This is a genomic window from Paraburkholderia sp. BR10141 (genome assembly GCF_056155635.1).
Genome location: NZ_JBMIQH010000037.1, coordinates 14,522 through 38,252 on the forward strand (window position 1 = coordinate 14,522; position 23,731 = coordinate 38,252).

Below are 23,731 nucleotides of genomic sequence, written 5' to 3' on the forward strand. Positions count from 1 at the left end.
GCGATGGCACGTAAAGGCATCATTCTCGCGGGCGGCTCTGGAACGCGGCTGTATCCGATCACGCACGTCGTGTCGAAACAGCTGCTGCCGGTGTACGACAAGCCGATGATCTACTACCCGCTCTCGACGATTATGATGGCGGGCATTCGTGACGTCTTGATCATCTCGACGCCGCAGGACACGCCGCGCTTCGAGGCGATGCTCGGTGACGGCAGCCAGTGGGGGATGAATATCCAGTACTCGGTGCAACCGTCGCCCGATGGACTCGCGCAGGCGTTCATCATCGGCAAGGAATTCGTTGGCAACGATCCGTCGGCGCTGATCCTTGGCGACAACATTTTCTACGGACATGATCTCGCAAAGCAGCTCGAGCATGCTAATGCGCAAGAGAGCGGCGCGACGGTGTTCGCCTATCACGTGCACGATCCCGAGCGTTATGGCGTGGTCGAATTCGATCAGTCGTTCCGTGCGGTATCGATCGAAGAGAAGCCCGCGAAGCCACGTTCGAACTATGCGGTCACGGGGCTGTATTTCTACGACAACCGCGTGTGCGATATCGCGTCCGACATCAAGCCTTCGGCGCGCGGCGAGCTCGAAATCACCGATGTGAATTCGCGCTATCTTGCTGACGGCGCGCTCAGTGTCGAAATCATGGGGCGTGGGTACGCCTGGCTCGATACCGGCACGCACGATTCGCTGATCGAGGCGGCGACCTTCATTGCGACGCTGCAGAAGCGCCAGGGTCTCGTGGTCGCGTGTCCCGAGGAGATCGCGTATCGCAAGCAGTGGATCGATGCGGAGCAGGTGTTGAAGCTTGCAAAGCCGCTGGCGAAGAACAGCTACGGGCAGTACCTCCAGAACATTCTCACTCATCAGGTTGCATGGCTATCCAGGTAACGGCGACGGCACTGCCCGAAGTCAAGATCATTGAGCCCAAGGTGTTCGGTGACGCGCGCGGGTTCTTCTACGAGAGCTTCAATGCGCGCGAGTTCGCCGAGCACGTGGAGGAGGGCGTCGAATTCGTGCAGGACAACCACTCGCGCTCGTCGCGTGGGGTGCTGCGCGGGCTGCATTATCAGCTCGAGCATGCGCAGGGGAAACTCGTGCGTGTGGTCGAAGGTGAAGTGTTCGACGTGGTGGTCGACATCCGCAAGAGCTCACCGCGTTTTGGCAAGTGGGTAGGCGTGAATCTGTCGGTCGACGATCATCGGCAGTTGTGGGTGCCCCCGGGTTTTGCGCATGGCTTTGTCGTGTTGTCGGAGTCCGCGCAGTTCCTGTACAAGACGACCGACTACTGGTACCCGGAGCACGAGCGCAGCATCATCTGGAACGATGCGGATATCGGCATCGAATGGCCGATCGAGGACGAGCCGGTGCTGGCGGCGAAGGACGCGGCCGGTGTGCGTCTGGCCGAAGCCGAACTCTACGCTTGAGGCGGGTATGAGTCGGGAAATGACGATCCTCGTGACGGGCGTGAGCGGCCAGGTTGGATTCGAGTTGCTACGGTCGCTGCAGGGGCTTGGCCGCGTAGTGCCGTGCGACAGGTCGACGCTCGATCTCTCCGATCTCGATCGCGTGCGGGCCTTCGTGCGCGACCTGAAGCCGTCGCTCGTTGTGAATCCGGCCGCGTATACGGCGGTGGACAAGGCCGAGACCGATATCGAGGCTGCGCGACGCTTGAACGTCGACGTGCCGCGCGTATTCGCGGAAGAGGCTGCGCGTGCCGGTGGCGCGCTCATCCACTATTCGACCGACTATGTGTATGACGGTGCGAAATCGAGCGCGTACGTGGAAACCGACGTAACGAATCCTCAGAACGTGTATGGGGAAACGAAGCTCGAAGGCGAACGCGCGATTGCGGCGTCGGGATGCGCGCACCTGATCCTGCGAACGAGTTGGGTGTACGGCCGGCGCGGTAAGAATTTCTTGCAGACGATGCTGAAGCTGGGCAGCGAGCGGAAAGAATTACGAGTCGTTGCGGATCAGATCGGCGCGCCGACATGGGCGGAGACGATTGCGGCTGCGACGTCGCACATCGTCGCGCAAGGTGCAGCGGCAGATGACATCGACTGGTGGGTGCGTCGTTCCGGCGCCTACCATCTGACGTCGGCCGGAGCGACGTCGTGGCACGGCTTTGCCGAAGCGATATTCGCGGCTGCGATGGGCGCGGATGCGCCGACGGTCTTGCCGATTCCCGCAAGCGACTATCCGACGCCTGCGAAGCGGCCGGCCAATTCGAGAATGTCGCTGGACAAGCTGACTGAGGTGTTCGGTTTGCGGATGCCGGATTGGCAAGATGCGCTGCAGTTGTGTTTGGCTGAGTAGATCACACAGCAGTTTGAGAAGGTTGAGGTAATGGAAGCATGTGCGAGTCCAACAGAAGAACCGCGGCCTTCATTTTCGATTTGTGACGATGCATACGAATCCTGTTTATTTTCTCCATATCCCTAAAACGGGAGGCTCTTCGCTCATATCCTATCTGGAGGATCAGTTTGACACGGGCGAAGTTTGTCCGGCGCAGGTGCTCGAGGAGCTGTACGCACTGCCCGCGGGGTCTATGGACCGATACAGGTTGTTTCGCGGGCATCACTGGTACGGCTTGGGGGGATATGATGCGCGAGCGTTGACCTATATCACGATGCTGCGAGACCCAGTTCAGCGGACTGTTTCGTGGTATCTGCACGCCCGCCGTCATGCAGATACGTATCGCCATCAGCAAATGAATGATGAAGGATGGTCGCTGCTTGACTTTGCTCGAGATCCGCATACGAACTGGGATATCGTCAATACGCAGACTCTCTTTTTGGCTGCCGACTTTGACTTCGAGAAGCTGACCCGTGATCCGGTTGGTTATGGGCGCGCGGCTGTACAGGAATTTGCTGCACGCAGGCATGACCGGACACTGCTGGATCGTGCCAAGAGACGGCTTGAATCGTTTGCATTTTTTGGAATCACTGAGCGCATGCGTGATTCCATGAGTCTTCTTGTTCACTCGATGGGATTTTCTCCCGAATATTCCATTCCAGAACTCAATACAGCATCCGACCGCCCGGGAACCCATACGCTTTCAGCGGAGGAGCTCGAAGCGATCAATGAGTTGATCCCGCTGGACCAGGAACTCTACGCTTGGGGTTGCCAACTATTCGAGGACCGCTTGGGTGGCATGATGCGCTCTCTGCTGACCGAGCGCTTTGAGCGATCGGACGAATTGGTCAAAAAGTCTTGGCATGTGCCAATTCATGAGCGGGCGAGGACCCAGATCGAGGTGGCGGTGCAAGGTGCTCCGTCAGAAATCGCCGTGGAGGAATCTTTCTCCGTTCGCGTGCGGTTGTCCAACCGGTCCCGCTACCAGTTGTCCAGTCGTGCGCCGAATCCGGTGCATGTTTCGTATCACTGGTTTGATGCCCAGCGTTCGCAGGTTGTGGTGTTCGATGGTGAGCGAACGAGGTTGCATGCATCGTTGATGCCGGGTGAAGAAAGAGAAATGCAGGCGTCTATCGTGGCGCCATCCGCTAGTGGGCGGTACGTTCTGCATGTGACCTTGGTGCAGGAGGGTATCGCTTGGCTCGACGAGGGCAATTCCAGCGCATTTGTCGATGTCGAGATTGCCATTAGGTAAGGTCTGGCTTTCAGAGGTGACAGGTCCCTGTCGAGTGGATTCTATTCGGGGGGCGATTGTTACCAATCGTTTCAGGCGACTGGAGTTCGCCAGCTATAATTCTTGCCCAGCCCGGTTTGGCCTGATCGGCTGACACCATGTTGGCGGTGCATCGATAGAAGTGGCGAAGGGTTTCCTTCGCTAACGGATACTAAATCTGGAGTGAATGTGATGTTAATTCCCGTCATCCTGTCCGGCGGTGCTGGCACGCGACTTTGGCCAGTTTCCCGTGAAGGGCACCCCAAACCGTTCATGAAGCTCGCCGATGGTGAGAGTTTGCTCCTGAAGACGTACCGTCGGGCGGCGGCGGTGCTGGGGGTCGATGCGCAATTGCAACGCGGTGAGATCCTGACGGTCACCAACCGCGACTACTACTTCATGAGCAAGGACGAATTCTCCAGTGCGAAGCTTGGAGAATTGCAGTCGGGCACGTTCATGCTTGAGCCAATGGGCCGAAACACGGCCCCTGCCGCGGCAATGGCAGCGCGCTACGTGGCGGAAAAGTACGGACGCGATGCGTTGATGTTGGTTCTCGCGGCAGATCATCTGGTTCAGGACCAAGCGGGGTTTGCCGCAGCGGTTGCTAGTGCAGTCGAATTGGCGAATCGAGGCAAGCTGGTCACGTTCGGCATCGTGCCGACGAGTCCGGACACCGGTTTTGGCTACATCGAAGCAGGAGAGAAAATTGGAGACGGTCGCACGGCGCTGCGCTTCGTCGAGAAGCCGGACGCGGTGAAGGCCGCGGAATACGTGGCCGCGGGCAACTACCTGTGGAACTCGGGCATGTTCTGTTTCAAGGCGGGCGTCATTCTAGACGAGATGGCTCGCTCTGCCCCCGACGTCGCAGCGGCAACTGATGCATGTTGGGCGGCGTTGCAGGCGAGCAAGCCGTCGGTACAGATGCTCGAAATTCCTGCCGAGTCGTTCCAGGCGGTGCCGGACATTTCGATTGACTACGCAGTGATGGAGCGCTCGTCGAACGTGGCGGTGGTGCCGTCCACGTTCGGTTGGAGCGACATCGGCTCGTGGGGCGCAATTCGCGATCTGGTAGCACCGGACGAGGACAGCAACCGAGCGGTCGGCGAAGCGATCTTTGTCGATAGCCACAACACCTATGTGCAGAGCCCGGATCGCCTGGTGGCGGCAGTTGGCGTTGCCGACCTGATGATCATCGATACGCCGGATGCCTTGCTGGTCGCGAATCCGGATCGCGCGCAGGACGTGAAGCAGGTCGTGGCGCGCCTGAAGAAGCAGAATCACGATGCATACAAACTGCATCGCACCGTGAGCCGCCCGTGGGGGACTTACACGGTGCTGGAAGAAGGCCCGCGTTTCAAAATCAAGCGCATCGAGGTCAAGCCTGGTGCAAGTCTAAGCCTGCAGATGCACCATCACCGCAGCGAACACTGGATCGTTGTGTGCGGGATGGCCAAAGTCGTCAACGGCGACAAGGAAATATTCGTTCATACCAACGAGTCGACTTACATTCCTGCCGGACACAAGCATCGCCTCGAAAACCCGGGCGTGCTGGACCTTGTGATGATTGAAGTCCAGAGCGGTGAATATTTGGGCGAAGACGACATCGTTCGATTCCAGGACGTCTACGGACGGGCTTGATGCTAGGGATGGTGAGAGCCCTTTGGGCCTATCGCGGCTTCATTATCGGCAGTGTGAAGCGGGAGTTTCAGTCCAAGTACCGCAACTCGCTGCTGGGTGCTGCCTGGACGGTGCTCAATCCGCTTGCGATGATCGTCGTGTATACGGTGATCTTCGCGCGGGTCATGCATGCACGGCTGCCTGGCGTGGATAGCAATTTTGCGTACAGCATCCATTTGTGTGCCGGTGTCCTGCCTTGGGGCATGTTCGTCGAAATCGTCAGTCGCGCACAGAACACGTTCATCGAAAACGCGAACATGATCAAGAAGCTAAGCTTCCCCCGGTTGTGTTTGCCGGTGATCGTGGTGGTCAATTCGCTCGTCAATTTCTTGATTGTGTTCGGATTGTTCACGGCGTTCCTCTTGATCACGGGTAATTTCCCTGGCGTAACGTTTCTCGCGGTCATTCCCCTGCTGGTCCTGCTGACGTTGTTCGGTATTGGCCTTGGCATTACGTTGGGCGTACTGAACGTGTTTTTCCGTGATGTCGGGCAGTTCTTTAATATTGTGCTGAACTTCTGGTTCTGGTTGACCCCGATCGTCTACTCGGTAGACATTTTGCCGAAGCAAATCCAGTCTGGAATGCAGTTCAACCCGATGGCGCCGCTGGTCGAGTCTTTCCAGGTCGTAATGATGCAATCCAAATGGCCTGACTGGTCACAGCTCTGGTTCGTTACCGTCCTAGGCATTGGGTTGTGCCTTGCAGGCTTCAGCTTGTTTCGCAAACGTGCAGGCGAAATGGTGGATGAACTCTGATGGGCACCATTACGGTTACGAATCTTGGCAAGGCCTACAAACAGTACCCGACACGCTGGTCGCGTCTCGTCGAGTGGATGGATCCGCGCGGCAAGCCGCATCACACACCGCACTGGGTGCTGCAGGACATAAACTTCTCCGTTCGTTCCGGTGAAGCGCTAGGCATCATCGGCATCAACGGTGCAGGCAAAAGCACCTTGTTGAAAATGATTGTCGGCACCACGCAGCCGACCATCGGCAGCGTGAGCATGACAGGGCGCGTCGCCGCGTTGCTGGAGTTGGGGATGGGGTTCCATCCCGACTTCACCGGGCGCCAGAACGTCATGATGGCCGGGCAACTGCTGGGTTACAGCGTAGAAGAGATTCTCTCGCTGATACCGGAAATCGAGGCGTTTGCAGAGATCGGCGAATATATCGATCAGCCGGTGCGCGTGTATTCGAGCGGCATGCAGGTGCGTCTCGCCTTCAGTGTGGCGACGGCCCGTCGGCCCGACGTGCTGATCGTCGATGAGGCGCTCTCGGTCGGCGACGCCTACTTTCAGCACAAGAGCTTTGATCGCATTCGGGAGTTTCGCAAGCAGGGCACGACGTTGCTTATCGTGGCGCATGACAAGGCAGCAATCCAGGCCATCTGCGATCGCGCGATTCTTCTAAATGCCGGGCGTCTGGAGATGGAAGGGTCGCCTGAGTCGGTCATGGACTACTACAACGCGATGCTCGCAGAGCGCAAGAATCACAAGGTCAAGCAGGAGGCGCTCGATGACGGAACGGTGCAAACCGTTTCGGGAACAGGCGAAGCCGTGATCGAGGAGGTCGCGCTGCTTGACGTATCTGGAAAACCCATCGAGGTCGCTGGAGTCGGGCAACCGGTCGCACTGCAAGTCAAGGTCAAATGCGTGCATGCGATACCCGAGCTGGTGGTCGGGTACATGATCAAGGATCGGCTGGGGCAGACGGTGTTCGGAACGAACACCTATCACTTGAAGCAGGTGTTGGTCGATCTGGCCGCTGGCCAGACGCTAGAACTGAATTTCGAATTCATGGCCAATCTTGGCGTGGGGAGTTATTCGGTCGCTGTGGCGCTGCATACCGGGAATGTCCATCTCGCCAATAATTATCAATGGCGCGATCGTGCGTTGGTGTTCAACGTCGTCAACGTAAAGATGGACGAATTTGTCGGAGTGGCGTGGCTGCAGACGACGGTGAGGAGCGTGTCGTAGTGGATAGTTTCTATCGTGCGTTTGAAGATCGGTACCGGGGCTCGCGCGAGCTGATCAAAAGTCGGCTGGCGAAATACGTGCCGTTCTTCCAGCCGCTGGCGGCGCTGTATCCTGGGGCGAAAACCTTCGACCTGGGTTGCGGCCGTGGAGAGTGGCTGGAGCTCATGAGCGAAGCCGGCTTCGCCCCGACGGGCGCGGACCTGGATGCAGACATGCTGGAAGCCTGTCGGGAGCGCAATCTGCCAGCGATTCAGGGCGATGCGATTGAGCATCTTGCATCGCTCGATTCGAATAGTTGCGCGTTGATCTCGGCGTTCCACGTCGTCGAGCACGTGAGCTTCGAGCAATTGCGCAGGATCGTCGACGAGGCAATGCGCGTGCTCTTGCCCGGCGGCCTGTTGATTCTCGAGACGCCGAATCCGGAGAATCTTGCGGTGGCGACGTCCAATTTCTTCCTGGATCCGTCGCACCAGAAGCCTATCCCGGCATTGCTGCTCTCCTTTGTTGCAGAACATGCCGGGTTCGATCGCGTCAAGGTGGTCCGTTTGCAGGAGTCCCCGGAACTTCGCAACGCTGCCGCGCAGATTCACCTGCTGGATGTCGTGGGTGGAGCGAGCCCTGACTATGCGATTGTGGCGCAGAAAGATGCGGACTCGACGCAGGGGGCGTTTGACGATGCCTTTGCTGCGGACTACGGTCTGACACTCGCTGCATTGGCTAGTCGTTACGACGCGAAGCTCGAATCGAGCATTGCACGCGTCTTGCCGATGGGTGATCGGCTTCAATCCGTCGAGGGGCGGTTGGGAATTGCCGAGGGGCGATTGCAGCTCGCCGAGGAACGATTCCGGTTTGCCGATGAGCAGCGCGTTCGTTCGGAGCGCTTGTTGCAAGACATGGAATCGCGGGCACTTCGGGCGGAAGACCTTGCGAGACAAGCGAGCACTCAGGTCGTCGAAGAGCAATTGCATCATGCTGAGGACCGGTATCAGTTACTCGAGGCGCAACTGGAGCGCACCGTGGCGATGCTGCGCGACGCTGAAGCCAGAGCCCAGGACGCAAACGCCCAATTGCAGGCCGTCTATCGCAGTACGTCATGGCACGTCACCGCGCCCATGAGGTGGTTCATTCTTGGATTGCGGGGCAAGGCATTGGTGCCGGCAAGGCGGGTAGTTAAATCATCGCTGCAGAGTGGCGCGCGGTATGCGAGCAGCCGCCCTTGGTTGCGCCAGCTAGCAGTGACCGTGCTGAATCGAATGCCACGAGCGAAAGCTCGCCTTGTGCGTATTGTGGCAGCGGCAATGTTCACTCAACCTGTTGACACTACCATTGGGGCCATTCGTGTTGAGGATCTGGATGAGCATGCGAATCGTATTCACGCCGTTCTGATTGCCGAATTTGATAGATCGCAGCGGGAGAAGAATTGATGCGCATTGTTATCGACATGCAGGGTGCGCAGACCGAGAGTCGATTCCGGGGAATTGGCCGTTATGTACTGGGTTTCGCCAAGGGAGTGGCGCGTACCCGAGGCAAGCATGAGGTCATCCTTGCACTCAACGGCATGATGCGCGAATCCATTGAGCCGATTCGCGCGGAGTTCGAAGGGCTGCTGCCTCAGGAAAATATTCGGGTTTGGCACGCGCTGGGCCCCGTAGAGGAAGTCAGCGACGCGAATATAACCCGTCGTGAGATCGCTGAACTTAGTTGGGAAGCGTTCCTGTCGAGTTTGAGCCCGGATGTTGTCCATGTAGGCAGCCTTTTTGAAGGCGTGACCGGATATGGGGTGTCCAGCATTGGTCAGTTCGATCAGAATGCGCCGGTTACCATTACGTTGCATGACCTGATTCCGCTTGTTCATGCAAAGCGATATCTCGAGCCTCACCCGGTCACATCGCGCCATTACTATCGAAAGCTTGGCTACCTGAAAAAGGCAGCCAGGCTGTTGACGAACTCCGAATTCTCCAGGCAAGAAGGTATCGAATATCTGGACTATCCAGCCGAGCAAATCGTTGCGGTCTCTTCCGCGATTGAGGATTCCTTTAAGCCTAGGTCCGTGGATGCTCAGGAGTCAGGACGTCTGCGCCAGAAATTCGGCATCAACGGTGCTTTTCTGCTGTATACGGGGGGGGCGGACGAACGCAAGAATCTTCCCCGGTTGATAGAAGCCTATGCGACCCTTGCGCAGGGTATTCGTGCCAACGTGCAGCTGGTGCTTGTTGGCAAGATTCCAGAAGACGTTATGGCCGAATTGCGTATTCACGCAGATGAGGCGGGCTTGACGGAGTCGGAGCTTAAGTTTGCGGGTTTCGTGAGTGACGATGACCTGCGTTCGTTGTACGCAATCTGTGACGCATTTGTCTTCCCGTCGTGGCACGAAGGGTTTGGTCTTCCCGCGCTCGAAGCAATGGCCTGCGGAGTGCCGGTAATTTGTGCGAGTGCAGGCAGCTTGCCGGAAGTCATGGGGTGGGGCGATGCAATGTTTGATCCGATGGACGTGCCGGCCATGTCCAGAAAAATCGCTCAGGTTCTTACCGATGCAGACTTTCGCGAGAAACTGCGTGAGCATGGTCTTGCGCAGTCGAAGAAGTTTTCCTGGGATGCAGTCGGTCGCAGAGCGATTGCCGAATGGGAGAAAATCGAGCGACCTTGCAGCAAGACATGGTTCGAGCAATCACGTGAGCAGGAGCGCCTGTTCGAGCTGGTCGCAGCTAAGGTCGCTCGAGCGAATGCATCGGATATGCTCGTGCCGCTCGCCGCTTGCCTTGCGCAGAACCAGAAGACCGGATACGTTCGCCAAATATTGGTCGATGTTTCGGAGTTCTGCAAGAATGATGCAGGCACGGGAGTGCAGCGGGTCGTTCGGAGTTATCTGCGCTGTCTGCTGAACGATCCGCCTAAGGACTATCGGATCGAGCCCGTCTACGCGACGCTCGACGGCGGGTATCGGTACGCGCGCCGGTTTACCCAGAAATTCCTTGGGGCGTCAGCCGATGATGCGGTCAAGGATACCAACGTGCAGTGGCAGCGCGGTGACGTCTTTCTGGGGCTCGATATGCAGCATTCGGTCCAGATCGCGCACGCGCAATTTTATCAACAACTCAGAAGGCAAGGGGTTTGTGTCAAATTCCTGCTTTATGATTTGCTGCCCATCGAGTTTCCAGAATATTTCTTTGATCCGAACTTAAAGGCGCTGCATGAAAGACTGCTGGCGGTGATGGCATCGACGGATGGCGCGATATGTATATCGAAGGCGACCTCCGACGCGCTGCAGAACTGGATTCGGGAAAACGAAATACCGAGGTCTCAGAATTTCGAGAGCTCATGGGTGCATATTGGCGTTGATTTTCCAGAGGTAGTGGAAGGCGCATTGCCGCCAGATGCCGGTGGCGTAATTGCAGCGATGCAAGGCCGCCCGAGTTTCCTGTGTGTATCGACGATCGAGCCGCGAAAGAGGCAGGTTCAGATACTGGAGGCCGTTGATGCGCTGTGGTCGGCAGGACATGACGTGTGCGTAACGTTTGTGGGCCGCCTCGGATGGAAGATGGACGCTTTTGCGGAACAGATGCGCACTCATCCCGAGTTCGGCAAACGTCTGTTCTGGCTGGCCGGGATCGACGACAACTATCTGGTCAGTCTGTACAAAGCCGCGAGCGGGTTAGTTGCTGCGAGTATCAATGAGGGCTTCGGCCTCTCGTTGATCGAGGCGGCATACTACGGACTTCCTGTCATTGCGCGTGACGTTCCGGTCTTTCGCGAAGTGGCGGGCGAAGGGGCCTACTATTTCAAGGGGGACTCGGCCGGCGAGTTGAGCACGGCGTTGACTCAATGGCTCGAACTGTACAAGACAGGTTCGTACCCAAAACCGTCGAGCATATCGTGGTCGACCTGGGAGGAAAGCGCCCAGGAGCTGAAGTCCCGGCTTCTGGATGGGGCGGCGACTACTCGCCAACTGCTCGTAGACATTTCTGAATTGGTCCAACGCGATGCCAGGAGCGGTATTCAACGGGTCGTGCGCAGTATTCTCCGGGAATGGCAGAAGAAGTCTCCCGAGGGATATCGCGTGGAACCCGTCTATGCGACGGCGGACCAGCCCTATCGGTACGCTCGGAAATATATGGCTCGCTTTCTGGGTGGAGACGACAGCCGAGTGAACGACGAACCGATGGAATACGGTGTCGGCGACATTTTCCTCGGGCTGGATCTCGCGCCGGCGGTCGCACCGCACTATGCCGATTTTTATCAGCGTCTGCGTGAGCAGGGTGTGCGAGTCAAGTTTGTTGTTTATGATCTCCTGCCGCTGAGAGACAACCATTTCGAGCAACACGTCGTCGATCACTATGTGCGTTGGTTGGACGTGGTGGCTCAAAGTGACGGAGCGATCTGCATTTCGAAAGCGGTTGCCGATGAGCTTGATACGTGGGTGGCGGAGCGGAAGGTAATGAGGCAACGCCCATTTAGTTTGAACTGGTTCCATCTCGGGGCGGATATTGAGAATTCCGTTCCGACGAAGGGAATGCCAAACGATGCGGGGAACGTATTGACGAATCTCGACGCGCGTCTGAGTTTCCTGATGGTAGGAACGTTGGAGCCGCGCAAGGGGCATGCTCAGGTACTCGATGCATTCGAACAGTTGTGGGCGAGGGGTATCGACGCCAATCTCGTCATTGTCGGCAAGCAAGGGTGGATGATGGACGCCTTGGCGAACCGCATTCGCGCACACACTGAGCGGGAAAGCAGGTTGTTCTGGCTGGAGAGTATCAGCGACGAATATCTCGAGAAGGTGTACGGGGCGAGCGATTGTCTGATTGCCGCTTCCTTCGGCGAGGGCTTCGGACTTCCCTTGATTGAAGCGGCACGTCATGGAGTGCCGATCATGGCGCGCGACATTCCGGTCTTCAGGGAAGTGGCGGGCGAGTACGCTTGGTACTTCAGGGCGGACGAACCTTCACAGCTTGCCGCTTCGGTTCGCGAATGGATGGCAGGCAAGGAGGCCGGAACCATTCCAATGCCGACCGAAATGCCGTTCTTGTCGTGGCAGCAGAGTGCAATGATGCTCGCACAGAAGGTGTAGTCAAAAGGAATCTTGGCGTTTCGGGCGTTGCTGGAAGGCTGATGAGCCAAAGGTACGTGTTTTATGCGTTGCAGAGTTACGTTGAAGCGAATTTGAGAGGATTATGAAGACTTCTATTATTACTGGCATCACAGGCCAGGACGGTGCCTACCTTGCTCAGATCCTGCTCGAAAAGGGCTATACGGTTTATGGTACCTACCGCCGTACAAGTTCGGTGAACTTCTGGCGCATCGAAGAGTTGGGTATCGCGAAGCATCCAAACCTTCATCTGATCGAATACGACTTGACGGATCTGTCGTCGAGCATTCGCTTGCTGCAAACTACGGAAGCGACCGAGGTCTACAACCTCGCCGCGCAAAGTTTCGTCGGCGTGTCCTTCGACCAGCCGGCCACCACGGCGGAAATTACCGGCATTGGCCCACTGAATCTGCTCGAGGCGATCCGTATCGTCAACCCGAAGATCCGCTTCTACCAGGCGAGCACGTCCGAAATGTTCGGCAAGGTGCAGGCCATTCCGCAGATCGAGTCGACGCCGTTCTACCCGCGCAGCCCGTACGGTGTCGCGAAGCTCTACGCGCACTGGATCACGGTGAACTATCGCGAAAGCTACAACATCTTCGGTTGCAGCGGCATTCTGTTCAATCACGAGTCGCCGCTGCGTGGCCGCGAGTTCGTGACGCGCAAGATCACCGACTCCGTCGCAAAGATCAAGCTCGGCGAACTCGACGTGCTCGAGCTGGGCAATATCGACGCGAAGCGCGATTGGGGCTTCGCTAAGGAATACGTCGAAGGCATGTGGCGCATGTTGCAGGCTGACGAACCGGATACCTATGTGCTGGGCACGAATCGTACGGAGACCGTACGCGATTTCGTGCGCATGGCATTCAAGGCGACCGGCGTCGACCTCGAGTTCAAGGGGCGCGACGAGAACGAGACCGCGATCGATGCTGCGACCGGCAAGACTCTCGTCAAGATCAATCCGAAGTTTTACCGTCCCGCTGAAGTCGATCTGCTGATCGGCAATCCGGAGAAGGCAAAGAAGCAACTGGGCTGGGAGCCGAAGACCACGCTCGAGCAGCTGTGCGCGATGATGGTCGAAGCGGACCTGCGTCGCAACGAGCGCGGCTTCTCGTTCTGAGGCATCTCGGGCGCCGGTGACGGGGCTCGTCGGCTGCATGAGCCGCGTTTTTGCACGGTTGTTTGCTGCAGCAGGTGACCCCGTCGTCGTTGCTTAAAAGAATAATGCGGAAAGACACACCGCGCTGGATGTACAAAAAGGGGCATGGGTGAAGGTTGGTTTTGGTACGACGGCATTGGCCCGTAGCATTGCGCACGGCGGGGTGGACGGCATTGGCTCGTACACCCGGGAACTGGGGCGCGCCCTGCTTGTCGGGGGCGAGGTCGATCTCGTCCCCGTCGGCTATCGCACGTTCGTCGGCGAGGACGTGTTGCCGGGTGCCAGCCCGCCCGTGAATCTCGGCCGCCACGCGGTCATGGCGACACTGGGCGCCGTGAGCCCCTGGAAGTGCGGCGCCGAGAAGGACCTCGTCGCAGAGGACGTGGACGTGTTTCATGCAACCGATCACCTGATTCCAAAACTGTCTGCGATACCTGTGATCGCGACCTTGATGGATGCCATTCCGCTGTCGAATCCCGAGTGGACGTCGGTGAAGCTGGCCGCGCTGCGCCGTTGGCTGTTGCGGCGCTCGGGCGCGTGGGCGGACCATGTGGTCACGATTTCCGAGTATTCGAAACGCTCGATCGTGGAGCACTTCGGCATCGCGCCAGAACGCATTTCCGTCGTTCCGCTGGGTGTGCACCCGCGATTTTTTGAACAAATCGACCAGTCTGCCCGTGACGAGGTGCTGAAGCGCCTGGACTTGCCCGAGCGGTTCTTCCTGTGCGTGGGCACCTTGCAGCCGCGCAAGAATATCGAGCGGGTCCTCGACGCGCATGCGAGTTTGCCGGCCGGGTTGCGTCGGGATGTGCCATTGGTTGTCGTGGGCCGCGCCGGGTGGGGGTGCGAAAACCTTGTCGCCCGCCTGCGTGCGAGTGAAACCGAAGGCAGTGCGCGCTGGTTGCAGTATTTGCCGGATTTCGACGTGCGTGCCCTGATGCAATCGGCGAGCGCGCTGGTGTTTGCGTCGCTGTGCGAAGGATTCGGACTACCGGTTGTGGAAGCGTTCGCTTCGGGTCTTCTGGTCATTGCGTCTAATACGACGTCCGTTCCCGAAGTGGCGGCAGATGCCGCCATTATGGTGGATCCCAGCAACGCAGGTGACATTGCCGATGCCATGCGCCAGGTGACCGAACATACACGCGATGCCGACGCACTCCGCGAGGCTGGGCTGGCGAGGGCGCGCGAGCTGACGTGGCAGGCATGTGCCGAGAAGACCGTTGCGGTTTATCGATCTGTCCTGGATGGTTCATGTCGCTCCTGATTCAATCCGCGCGGGAGAATGCAGCGTGAAGTTAGGGGTCGATATCACCTGGATGGTGGGCAATTACCGCGGCATGGGGCGATTCGCGCGTCGGTTGATCGAACCGGTCAGTGCGTCGGTGCTGGGTCTCGCCCCGAGCGGCGTGACCACGACGGACTGGCCATGTGTCAGCGGTGGCAGCGGTTTCTTTCCGTGGTGGGAGCAGGTCGAGTTGCCGCGACTGTGCGAGTCACAGAAGCTGGACTACCTGCTGTGTCCGTACAACACGGGGCCATTGCGATCAACGGGGCGGACCCGGCTGATCTCGGTCATCCACGATCTGATTTATCTCCAGCCCTGGCGCGTGCTGCCTCCGGCAAGATCCCCGTATCAGACGTTTGGGCGTGTGTACAGGCGGCATGTGGTGCCGAGGCTCGCTCGCCGCGCCGACGTCGTGCTGACCGTATCCCGATTCACTCAGCGGGAGCTGGTGGAGCAGTTCGGACTGTCGGAGCTGGACGTACACGTGATTCCGAACTCGATTTCGGACGACTGGTTCGTTCGCCCGCTGAGTCAGGCGGATCGCCAGCCGTACCTGTTCACCGTGGCGGGCGAGGTGCCCAGCAAGAACGTCGATCGTCTCCTGCAGGCCTTCGCATTGGCGAGGCCGAAGCTCGACGAGGACGTCAGGTTGCGCATCGCCGGGATCAAATCCGCGCATCACGAACATTATTTGCAACGCGCAGCTGCTCTGGGACTTGCGGGCCATGTCGAGTTGCTCGGGTATGTTTCCGAGAGGGAGCTGAAGCAGCACTACCGGCAGGCACGCGCATTCATCTTCGCTTCGTTGTCCGAAGGATTTGGCATTCCGGTGCTGGAGGCGATGGCTTCGGGTACGCCAGTCGCGTGCAGCAACACGACGTCCATGCCTGAGATCGTCGGCGGCTGCGGCCTGAGTTTCGACCCCTGGTCGGTTGACGATATCGCCGGACAGATCCGGGGGATATGGACCGGCGGCGAAACGTTCGAAGCGAGAGTCCGCGACGGTGTCGAGCGCGCGCGTCTGTTTTCGGAGACGAGCGTCGCTCCGTTGATTCAGCAATTCTGGGGACATTTGTTGTGACCACAGACAAGAAAAAACTGCTGGTGCTGACACCCAGGCTTCCTTATCCGGTGATCGGCGGAGACAAGCTGAGGATCTATCATCTGTGTAAGGCGTTGTCGCGCCAGTACTCGCTGACGCTGCTGAGCCTGTGCGAGACACGCGAAGAGGTGGACTGCGAGTTGCCTGACGACGGCGTATTCGACCGGGTCGAACGAGTCTTTCTGTCGAAGGCGCGTTCGTACATGAATACGCTGCTTGCGCTGCCCACGCGGACGCCGTTGCAGGTCGCCTACTACCGGAGTCGGGCATTTGCCGCGGCAGTCGAACGGTTGTTGCCCTCGCATGACGGCGTACTCGTCCATCTGGTGCGCTGTGCCGAGTACGTGCGCAAGTCGGACAAGCCGCGCATACTCGAAATGACCGATGCGATCTCGCTGAACTACAGCCGGGTCAAGCAGCTCAAGAACGCACGGGGGCTCAAGTCGCGCGTGCTCAGTCTCGAAGCGCAGCGCCTGGGTGAGTACGAGCGAACAATCGTCAATGACTTCGATTTGTCCGTGCTGGTCTCGCAGACTGATAAGGATTACCTCTTTCCCGGTTCGAACGCCGAGAACGTGATGGTGTGTTCGAACGGAGTCGACCTGTCCGGGTTGCCGTATTCGGTGCGAAGTACGGCAAGCCGAGTGCTGATCTTCATCGGCGACATGCGGACGGTCCAGAACGAGGACATGTGCCACTTCTTTGCGCAGGAGGTGTTGCCCTTGCTGCGCAAGCGTGCGGACTACCGGTTCAGGATTGTGGGTTCGATTTCCCCCGCGCTTGCCGAGCGGTTCCGGGCCTATGACGGAGTCGAGGTGACAGGGCGTGTTGCATCAGTGGCGGACGCCGCCAGAGACGGTGCAATCGGTGTGTGCCCGATGCGTATCGGGGCAGGCGTGCAGAACAAGATTCTTGAGTATATGGCGCTGGGGTTGCCTGTCGTGGCGACGTCGTCTGGACATGAGGGACTGCATGCCGAGGCCGGTCGGGATTTGGTGATAGCGAACACACCGCAGGAATTTGTTGATCAGATTGAGTCGCTCATGGGCAACGAGGCGGGAGCGGTTGAAATGGCAGCTCGCGCGAGAAGGTTCGTCGAGAAGGAGCACGGCTGGGCAAGCATGACTACTCCGCTGCTTGAACGGCTCGGTGGCCTCCTTGCATGAGGGCCCCACGGCAGGTGGTTGACTCCTTGAAATTCGACTGGTCCCGTTTGCAGCAGATTTCGTCAGTTCGGTGGACAGAATGGTTGCTGCAGTTCCAGCGCAGATGAGACTTCGAACTGCGCAGATTCGCGGTTGTAACGAGTGAGGTGACAAGGCTCGGGCCTTATCAATTTATAAGAGCGCGGACAACATTGATGCCGATCGGCTCTGGAGACCTCATCAGCGGCCTACCCGGCAGGACCCGGCTTCCGCGGCGTGAAGGTTGTCCATTCCATCTCGGTCAGGTGTGGACATTCGAAGCGATTGCTTGGATCGTAGACAAGCTGTACCAGGAACTCCAATCGGATTTGAAGCACTGGCCATGTGGAGCTGTCAGGCGGCAAGCTGAACGGTTACTGATGGTCTACGGGTTGAGCCGGCTGCGGCACGGTGTGAGGAGTATTGCGTTGTGGGCCCATCGTCACTTCCGTCACCATCAGACCAATCTTCTGATCCACTGGAAGCACGTCGGCGAAGACAATCGTGTTCATACCCGCTACGAGCGATGAAGTACTGACGCTGCCCCGCCAGATATAAGGGCCGACCTGCTCCAGTGCAACAGCATGTCCGTTTACGCTCGCATGCATCGTACGTGCGACAGGGCTGTCGACATCCAATGTTCTGACGGTTAGGGTGTAGTCGTAGTGCAGGGGCGCCAGCGGAAAGATCAACGACGCCTCGGGCGCGATCGATCCAAACGAGTTCTGATGGTTGATCCGCAATCCATCGGACCAACCATTGCCACGACAGAACTGCGAGTATCCCCACATCGAATCGGCGTGGCAGACGTACTCAGCTGCGTCGGGCTGGCGGAATAGAGGCCAGCTTGCCGATGGCATGCTGAAGTCAATCCAGGTCTTTTTGCGCGAACGATAACCTGTGTCGAATGTACTGTCGATCCTAATCACATCCACGTCTTTGGCATAGACTTTCAGCGATTCATTGGGACCATCGTTCAGCTTCAACTTCCAGAAACCGTCCTGATTACTGCACTGCCAGAACGGTATGGAATCGTTGGGCGGGAGATCCTTGCAAAGGAAGAATTGGTCGTCGGTGCGCTCCCGTCTCACGTTTGCGCCATCCTTGACTGTTGAAAAAAACACCCCTCCAAGCCAGCCAGTCAGCCCTGAGGTGTCGAACACTAGGTGGATGCGACGACTCGGATCTGCATGATCCGCAACGTAGGATGTGTATGGCCGGATAGTGTTGACGTAGGCGCGCGTGTACTTGTCAAATGCATACAATTGCTGGACGAACCCAAGTGAGATCGCGAGCGCCGCGACAATTGCAGTGATGATCGTGCGGTTGCCGAACAGCAGCCAAAACATGGCGATGACGGCTAGCGCCGCGCCGGGTGTGGCGCCCATGAAAGTGCGTTGTGTGATGAGGACATGCGAGACGGCTGGCTCAAATGGCAGATATCCCAGTATCGCGGCGACGATGCCGATAAGGAGCGTGCGGACGCTTCGCGTGCGATCTACCGTGATCGGCGTACGGGCGCCACTCAGCGCGAGTATGCAAAGCGCGACGGCGAATATTCCTCCGATGTAGGCATATCGCACAGTCTCCGTGAGCAGAATTCGCACGGTCGAAGACCAGGACTCGGAGAACAGGCGGTAGCCGGCCGACTCCCACAGATATTTTGCGTTGCGCACCAGCGAATGCAGGATACCTCCCTCGGCTAGGTCAGTCTGGTATCCCGCTTTGAATAAGTAGAGCGCATAGAAGAGGTACGCCGCGTTGGCCACCGGTGCGACGAGCCAAAGCGTGACCAATCCCCATCGCCTGCGTAGCAATAACCATGTCCGCCGTGTGCCGTATCGCGCCCAGATCAGACACGCCGGAAACACATAGAACGGCAGGTACGCCTCATAGATGAGGCCCCCGGTTGCGCAAAGCACCATCGAAAACGCGATCAGTCGCATCCGTTGGCGTACGTTGTGGGCCATTAGGCCGTAAACGCAGGTCGCGATGCCAGCCAGCATGAGCCCTCCGGCCAGTGAGATGTGCATGGTGCGCAAACTCATCTGCTGAGTGTCCGCCGGAAAGACGAGCACTAGCAGTCCAAAGGCGATCGCCAGCATGCGGCAGCGGAAAACAAAGTAGCCGATCCAGGCCGACGTCACGACCTTGAGCGAGCAGCCCAGCATCAACAGCAGGTGCATGCCCGCGAACGAATGCGGCGCGAGCGCTTTGGCCACGACGAACGGCGTGAGTTGGAGCGGCCGCACTAACCAGAGGTTGGCCAAGGGCTGGCCGGGGAATGACGCCCAGTAGTCCGGCAACCGATTGAAGAGGTCAAAGGAGCCCCATTCTTCGAGCATGGCTCCCATGGCGAACCCGAACGGATACCACAATGCCACCACCGCAAACAGCGCGGCACTGACGCTGGAAATGACAAATGTAGCTGCGCGTTTCGAGCGCCACGCACGCATTGTTGTTTTTATTTGCGTGGAAGTAGGCCTTGTCAATTGTCTTTACGGCAACAGTCTCGTTCGTTGCTGTCCCTGGCGCGTGATCCCCGCCCGCGCGGGTTTCGGCGTTTCGCGCTCACGAACAATGTAGACGGGACAGAAAATTTGTTCGTCATAAGTCCGTCCCCTTCGCTCATTTTTTTAGTCGTCGTGCGGGCACGCCGACAAACGTTCCGCTTTCACGGAGATCGGTGATTACGACACTTCCTGCACCGAGATTGATATTCTCGGCAATAGTTCGCTCGGGAATGACCTTGCTGCCAATTCCAAGGAACGAGAACGCGCCGACTTTGACATTGCCAGCAAGGGCGCATTGCGGAGCGATATGCACAGCTTTACCAATGTTACAGTCGTGGTCGATCGTTGCACCCGTATTGATGATTGCCAGCGAATCGATAGTGGACTCCGCATTGATCACCACACCGGCCATGACAGCGACGCCCTCGCCCCAACGCACACTAGGCGAGAGGATGGCCTTCGGATGAATTGCATTCGTCAACTTGTAGCCGATATCGATGGCAAAGGTCGCAAGGCGGTTGCGCAAATGATTGGAGCCAATTGCCACGAATACCCGGCGGTAGCCCGCCGCATGAAGATCCCTGAGATTTTCATCCCCTCTCAGGACCGGTACACCGACACAGTGATCAAGGGCGTCAGAGTCGCCTACGCAATAGGCGACGGTTTCACCCATTTCCCTGAGTATTTCAATGCAGACCTTTGCGTGACCGCCCGCACCGACTACGACGATTTTATCTTTCAACGGTCGACCCCTAGCCTTGCCCATGCGGTTGCCGAGGGACGTGCGAAAAACAGATTGGTGCTATCCGCTGCGACCAGTTCACCCCGCGTGACGGCTTCGAGTTCGCCTGTCTCTATATTAATTCGGCGAAACTGGTAGCCGAGACTTTCAAACGCGGCAAGCCATTCATCGATGGTATGGCTGGTTCGTCGCAAGTGAGAAGGACCGAACTCCGCAATCAGCGCGGCATCCGGATTGCGCTGCAGGGTCGCGCTCGCGCCTCTGATGACGTCGAGTTCAGCGCCTTCCACGTCGATCTTGATCAGCGTGACGGTTAGGTCGGAGGGCACGGCTGAGTCAAGCGTGACCAAATCGACCTCAATCTTGGGGGATGCTTCTGGTCCGGCTTCATGCAGGGCAAAGATCGAATGATGTCCACTTACCTCTCCCAAAAAGAGCGCGGATGTGCCGTCATGATCGGACACCGCAACCTCGTGAAGCTCGAGCATCCGGCTAAGTCCATTGATCCAGAACGAACGCTCCATGAGTTTGCGGGTTTCGGGAAAAGGTTCGAACGCGATGATTTTCCCTTGGCCATGCATTGCGCGCGCTGCGGCGAGCGAAAGTAGCCCGAGGTGCGCGCCCACATCGACGAATACGTCTCCGGGAGCCAAAAACCTTTCGATGAGCAGGCGCGTGCCTCGTTCCAGATCTCCGGAATCGAGTAACCCTGCTAATACGGCATGGTCTGAATCCGAGCAAAGCACATAGCCGACTTGCGACTTTAGAAGGACGGTCCCCGACTCGCTATGCACGGCCACACGCCTTGCTGACGCGTAAGAGTACTGTTCGATGCGATCCAACCGCGAAATCACCTCGGACAACTCCCGGAACAGCTGCTTTTTCGACTCCGTGCGTGCCGATGAGGACTCTTCGAGGATGGTCTCGCGGCTTGCCTGAATGGCCTGATGCAACCCCGCAGCAAACGCCCGAGTTTCGTCGAGATGCGCGTGTTGGGCATGCAGGATGATTTCCTTGCATGTCTGAATGGCGTGATGCAACCCCGCAGCATGCGCCCGGTCTTCGTCGAGATCGGTTTGCCGGAATTGCACCAATTGGTTTTGAATGCGGTTCAGATCTTCTCTCAGGCCAGCGGTGAGAAACGTCCTGGTTCGATGCGCGACAGGGCGTACAAACGGTCGCACGCAGCGGTAGATCACTTTCGCAAAGGGGCGCAAGACGTTCTTCAGCAGTACTTTGAGCGACGGAGTCAATCGGTTACGTTCAACCATGGGCGGCCGTCTCCCGCCCGAAATAAGCGTCGGTGACGGTGCCGGGGTCACCGTCCATCTTGATCGTCCCGTGTTCCAGCCAGAGTACCCGGTTACATGTATGGAGAATGAGTTCACGAGAGTGTGAGGCCAGCACGAGAATGTTAGTGGCTCTTACCATTTCATTCATTCGCTCTTCAGCTCGGTGTTTGAATCCTTCGTCGCCGACAGCCAGCCATTCGTCCATCAACAGGATCTCAGGGCGCACGATCGTTGCAACTGAGAACGCTAGGCGTAGGTGCATACCGGTCGAGTAGGTTCGCAGCGGCATGTCGATGAAATCGCCGAGCTCCGAGAACAAGATGATTTCCTCAATCTGCTTGTTCATCTCCGCCCGGGGTACGCCAAGCAGCGCGCCCCGAATGTAGATGTTTTCTCTGCCGCTGGCTTCGGGATCGATACCCAGCGAGATGTCGATCAAAGAAGCGATCTCGCCGTTGATCCGTGCGGATCCGGAAGAGGGTTCGTATATGCCACCAAGCAGTCGCAACAGAGTGCTCTTGCCCGCGCCATTGTGTCCGAGCAAGCCAACTCGATCGCCATCCGAAAGGCGAAATGTGAGGTTCTGAAGAGCGCGAACGATGACTCGCCCATCTCCATCCGCTCCAATCTGGCCGCCCGTCGCCACTTGCATGAGCCGTTTCTTAAGCGATCTGCCAGTTGCATTGTAAATCGCGAAATCGACGTTTACGTTTTCGAATTCTATTGATGCCATGATGCCTGCCGTTATAGCCAGTACGCGATGCGTCGCTTGTAGCGACCGTAGACGAGGAGGGTGATAGCCCATCCGATGATTGCCATGGAGCCCGCGCATGCCCAGTTTAGTGCTGTTGGTAGACCGCCCAGCAACGGCGCGCGCACGATTTCGATCAGGTGATAGATGGGATTGAGATTCAGCAAGTAGGCAGCGTAAGGCGAGGCGAGGGTCTTGGGTGCCCAGACGATGGGCGTGAGATAGAACACCACTTGCAGCGCACTGCTGACGATCTGCGCAAGGTCGCGAAAGCGCGTGCAGACCAGCGCAAGCATCAAGCCGAGCCATGCAAGGTTCAGAAGCAGGAGCAGAAAGCCGGGGATCGCCACGAAGATGCTCAGTTGCGGTGGCGTCGCCACGGCGAGCAAAACGAGCGGGAAGATCACCAGGTTATGGCCAAGGATCAGGATGTTGCGCCACATCATCCGCAAAATATGCACGAAGAGTGGTATCGGCAGCTGCTTGATGATGCCTTCGGCCGCAATGAAGCCGGAGCAGCTTTCGGTGATGACCGTCGAGATAAAGCCCCAGAGAATAATGCCTATCGAAAGGAACGGTAAGAACTGTTTAAGCGGTGTCTTGAAGATCGAACCGAAGACAACGCCAATGGTACCGATCAGCACGCCCATGCTGATGGTCAGCCAGAGTGGTCCCAACGCGGAGCGTCGATAACGCTGCCGAACATCCTGCCAGCCGAGCATCCCGACGAGCGGGAATCGGCGTATGGCAGCGGTGATGTCGCTGAGTGCGACTGAGGACGAGTGTTTCACTATAACTATCCGAAATTAATGTCAATAGGTTGCGAATGCTCAGTCATCAACGTCCGGGGAGTGTAATACGCCGATGTGCGCCGGCGGCACGGTTGCGCAGCCGGCCGCAACTTTCGAGACTGGATTTTAGCTGCAGTCGTGACCACCTGAGTGTCCTGAAGCGAGAGGAAAAGCTGGCTAGTGAGGTCGGTACCAACGGTGCGCAAGTAAATATTACCGAAGTGCGTCGAGGCATACTTTGGCGGTTTATATCGTCGCACTGCCTGCCAAGTCTGTTACCAGCTTATGCAGGAGGCATTGCTTACGAAATCGTGTACAGGATTTTAGTCGAAACGCTGACGACGGCTTCTTGCGGGATGATCGCAGAGCACTTTGCGTGCGCCTACGCAGATCGAAAATCCACGTCGCGCGTTGCGTACCGTTCACGTCGCCTGCGATTACCTCGATTGCGACGAAGTCAAGAGTGATTCGCGGGACGCTGTTCGGAAGCGAGTGTGGCTGATGCAGCGCGACTGTCTAGTTGACGCACACACATCT

At 57.9% G+C, this 23,731-nt stretch carries 18 protein-coding genes; 13 read left to right on the top strand and 5 right to left on the bottom strand.

Annotated elements, in window-relative coordinates; genetic code table 11:
• Positions 1–3 precede the first annotated feature (3 nt).
• From rfbA to ACOJB8_RS34030, 13 genes are all read left to right on the top strand, one after another.
• A complete protein-coding gene (rfbA, locus tag ACOJB8_RS33970) occupies positions 4–897 on the top strand; it encodes a glucose-1-phosphate thymidylyltransferase RfbA (protein ID WP_475016501.1) in 894 nt (297 codons plus the stop codon).
• Positions 882–1,433 (top strand): dTDP-4-dehydrorhamnose 3,5-epimerase, encoded by a 552-nt coding sequence (gene rfbC, locus ACOJB8_RS33975; protein ID WP_475016503.1) that lies wholly within the window; start codon positions 882–884, stop codon positions 1,431–1,433. Before rfbA ends, rfbC begins: the two co-directional genes overlap by 16 nt.
• 7 nt (positions 1,434–1,440) lie before the next feature.
• Positions 1,441–2,325: a dTDP-4-dehydrorhamnose reductase gene (gene rfbD, locus ACOJB8_RS33980; RefSeq protein ID WP_475016504.1), complete on the top strand. Its 885-nt coding sequence runs from the start codon at positions 1,441–1,443 to the stop codon at positions 2,323–2,325.
• An 88-nt stretch (positions 2,326–2,413) separates the two neighbouring features.
• Entirely contained in the window at positions 2,414–3,619 is a 1,206-nt protein-coding gene (locus ACOJB8_RS33985) for a sulfotransferase family 2 domain-containing protein (RefSeq protein ID WP_475016506.1), read from the top strand.
• A 210-nt stretch (positions 3,620–3,829) separates the two neighbouring features.
• Positions 3,830–5,275 (top strand): mannose-1-phosphate guanylyltransferase/mannose-6-phosphate isomerase, encoded by a 1,446-nt coding sequence (locus tag ACOJB8_RS33990; RefSeq protein ID WP_475016508.1) that lies wholly within the window; start codon positions 3,830–3,832, stop codon positions 5,273–5,275.
• Positions 5,275–6,069, top strand: a complete 795-nt coding sequence (locus ACOJB8_RS33995; protein ID WP_475016510.1) for an ABC transporter permease — start codon at positions 5,275–5,277, stop codon at positions 6,067–6,069. Before ACOJB8_RS33990 ends, ACOJB8_RS33995 begins: the two co-directional genes overlap by 1 nt.
• A complete protein-coding gene (locus tag ACOJB8_RS34000) occupies positions 6,069–7,289 on the top strand; it encodes an ABC transporter ATP-binding protein (RefSeq protein ID WP_475016512.1) in 1,221 nt (406 codons plus the stop codon). Before ACOJB8_RS33995 ends, ACOJB8_RS34000 begins: the two co-directional genes overlap by 1 nt.
• Complete coding sequence (locus ACOJB8_RS34005; protein ID WP_475016514.1) at positions 7,289–8,713, top strand: class I SAM-dependent methyltransferase; 1,425 nt, start codon at positions 7,289–7,291, stop codon at positions 8,711–8,713. The genes ACOJB8_RS34000 and ACOJB8_RS34005 overlap by 1 nt, the downstream gene beginning before the upstream one ends.
• Complete coding sequence (locus ACOJB8_RS34010; RefSeq protein ID WP_475016515.1) at positions 8,713–12,357, top strand: glycosyltransferase family 4 protein; 3,645 nt, start codon at positions 8,713–8,715, stop codon at positions 12,355–12,357. Before ACOJB8_RS34005 ends, ACOJB8_RS34010 begins: the two co-directional genes overlap by 1 nt.
• A 103-nt stretch (positions 12,358–12,460) precedes the next feature.
• Positions 12,461–13,495, top strand: coding sequence for a GDP-mannose 4,6-dehydratase (gmd, locus tag ACOJB8_RS34015; protein ID WP_475016517.1), 1,035 nt, complete (start codon positions 12,461–12,463; stop codon positions 13,493–13,495).
• A 148-nt stretch (positions 13,496–13,643) separates the two neighbouring features.
• Complete coding sequence (locus ACOJB8_RS34020) at positions 13,644–14,798, top strand: glycosyltransferase family 4 protein (RefSeq protein WP_475016519.1); 1,155 nt, start codon at positions 13,644–13,646, stop codon at positions 14,796–14,798.
• A 25-nt stretch (positions 14,799–14,823) separates the two neighbouring features.
• Positions 14,824–15,900, top strand: a complete 1,077-nt coding sequence (locus tag ACOJB8_RS34025; protein ID WP_475016521.1) for a glycosyltransferase family 4 protein — start codon at positions 14,824–14,826, stop codon at positions 15,898–15,900.
• Entirely contained in the window at positions 15,897–17,087 is a 1,191-nt protein-coding gene (locus ACOJB8_RS34030; RefSeq protein WP_475016523.1) for a glycosyltransferase, read from the top strand. The genes ACOJB8_RS34025 and ACOJB8_RS34030 overlap by 4 nt, the downstream gene beginning before the upstream one ends.
• 392 nt (positions 17,088–17,479) lie before the next feature.
• Here the strand turns inward: ACOJB8_RS34030 and ACOJB8_RS34035 are convergent, their stop codons facing one another.
• The 5 genes from ACOJB8_RS34035 to ACOJB8_RS34055 all read right to left on the bottom strand — a co-directional run bounded on the left by ACOJB8_RS34035 (position 17,480) and on the right by ACOJB8_RS34055 (position 23,194).
• Positions 17,480–19,561: a hypothetical protein gene (locus tag ACOJB8_RS34035; protein ID WP_475016524.1), complete on the bottom strand. Its 2,082-nt coding sequence runs from the start codon at positions 19,559–19,561 to the stop codon at positions 17,480–17,482.
• 172 nt (positions 19,562–19,733) lie between these two features.
• Positions 19,734–20,360 carry an acetyltransferase gene (locus tag ACOJB8_RS34040; RefSeq protein ID WP_475016526.1) on the bottom strand — a complete coding sequence of 209 codons (627 nt, stop codon included), beginning with the start codon at positions 20,358–20,360 and terminating at the stop codon, positions 19,734–19,736.
• On the bottom strand, positions 20,357–21,631 hold the full coding sequence (locus tag ACOJB8_RS34045) for an FkbM family methyltransferase (protein ID WP_475016528.1): 1,275 nt from the start codon (positions 21,629–21,631) through the stop codon (positions 20,357–20,359). The genes ACOJB8_RS34040 and ACOJB8_RS34045 overlap by 4 nt, the downstream gene beginning before the upstream one ends.
• Entirely contained in the window at positions 21,624–22,385 is a 762-nt protein-coding gene (locus ACOJB8_RS34050) for an ABC transporter ATP-binding protein (RefSeq protein ID WP_475016530.1), read from the bottom strand. Before ACOJB8_RS34050 ends, ACOJB8_RS34045 begins: the two co-directional genes overlap by 8 nt.
• Positions 22,386–22,396: 11 nt before the next feature.
• On the bottom strand, positions 22,397–23,194 hold the full coding sequence (locus ACOJB8_RS34055) for an ABC transporter permease (protein ID WP_475016532.1): 798 nt from the start codon (positions 23,192–23,194) through the stop codon (positions 22,397–22,399).
• Between the last annotated feature and the right edge of the window lie 537 nt (positions 23,195–23,731).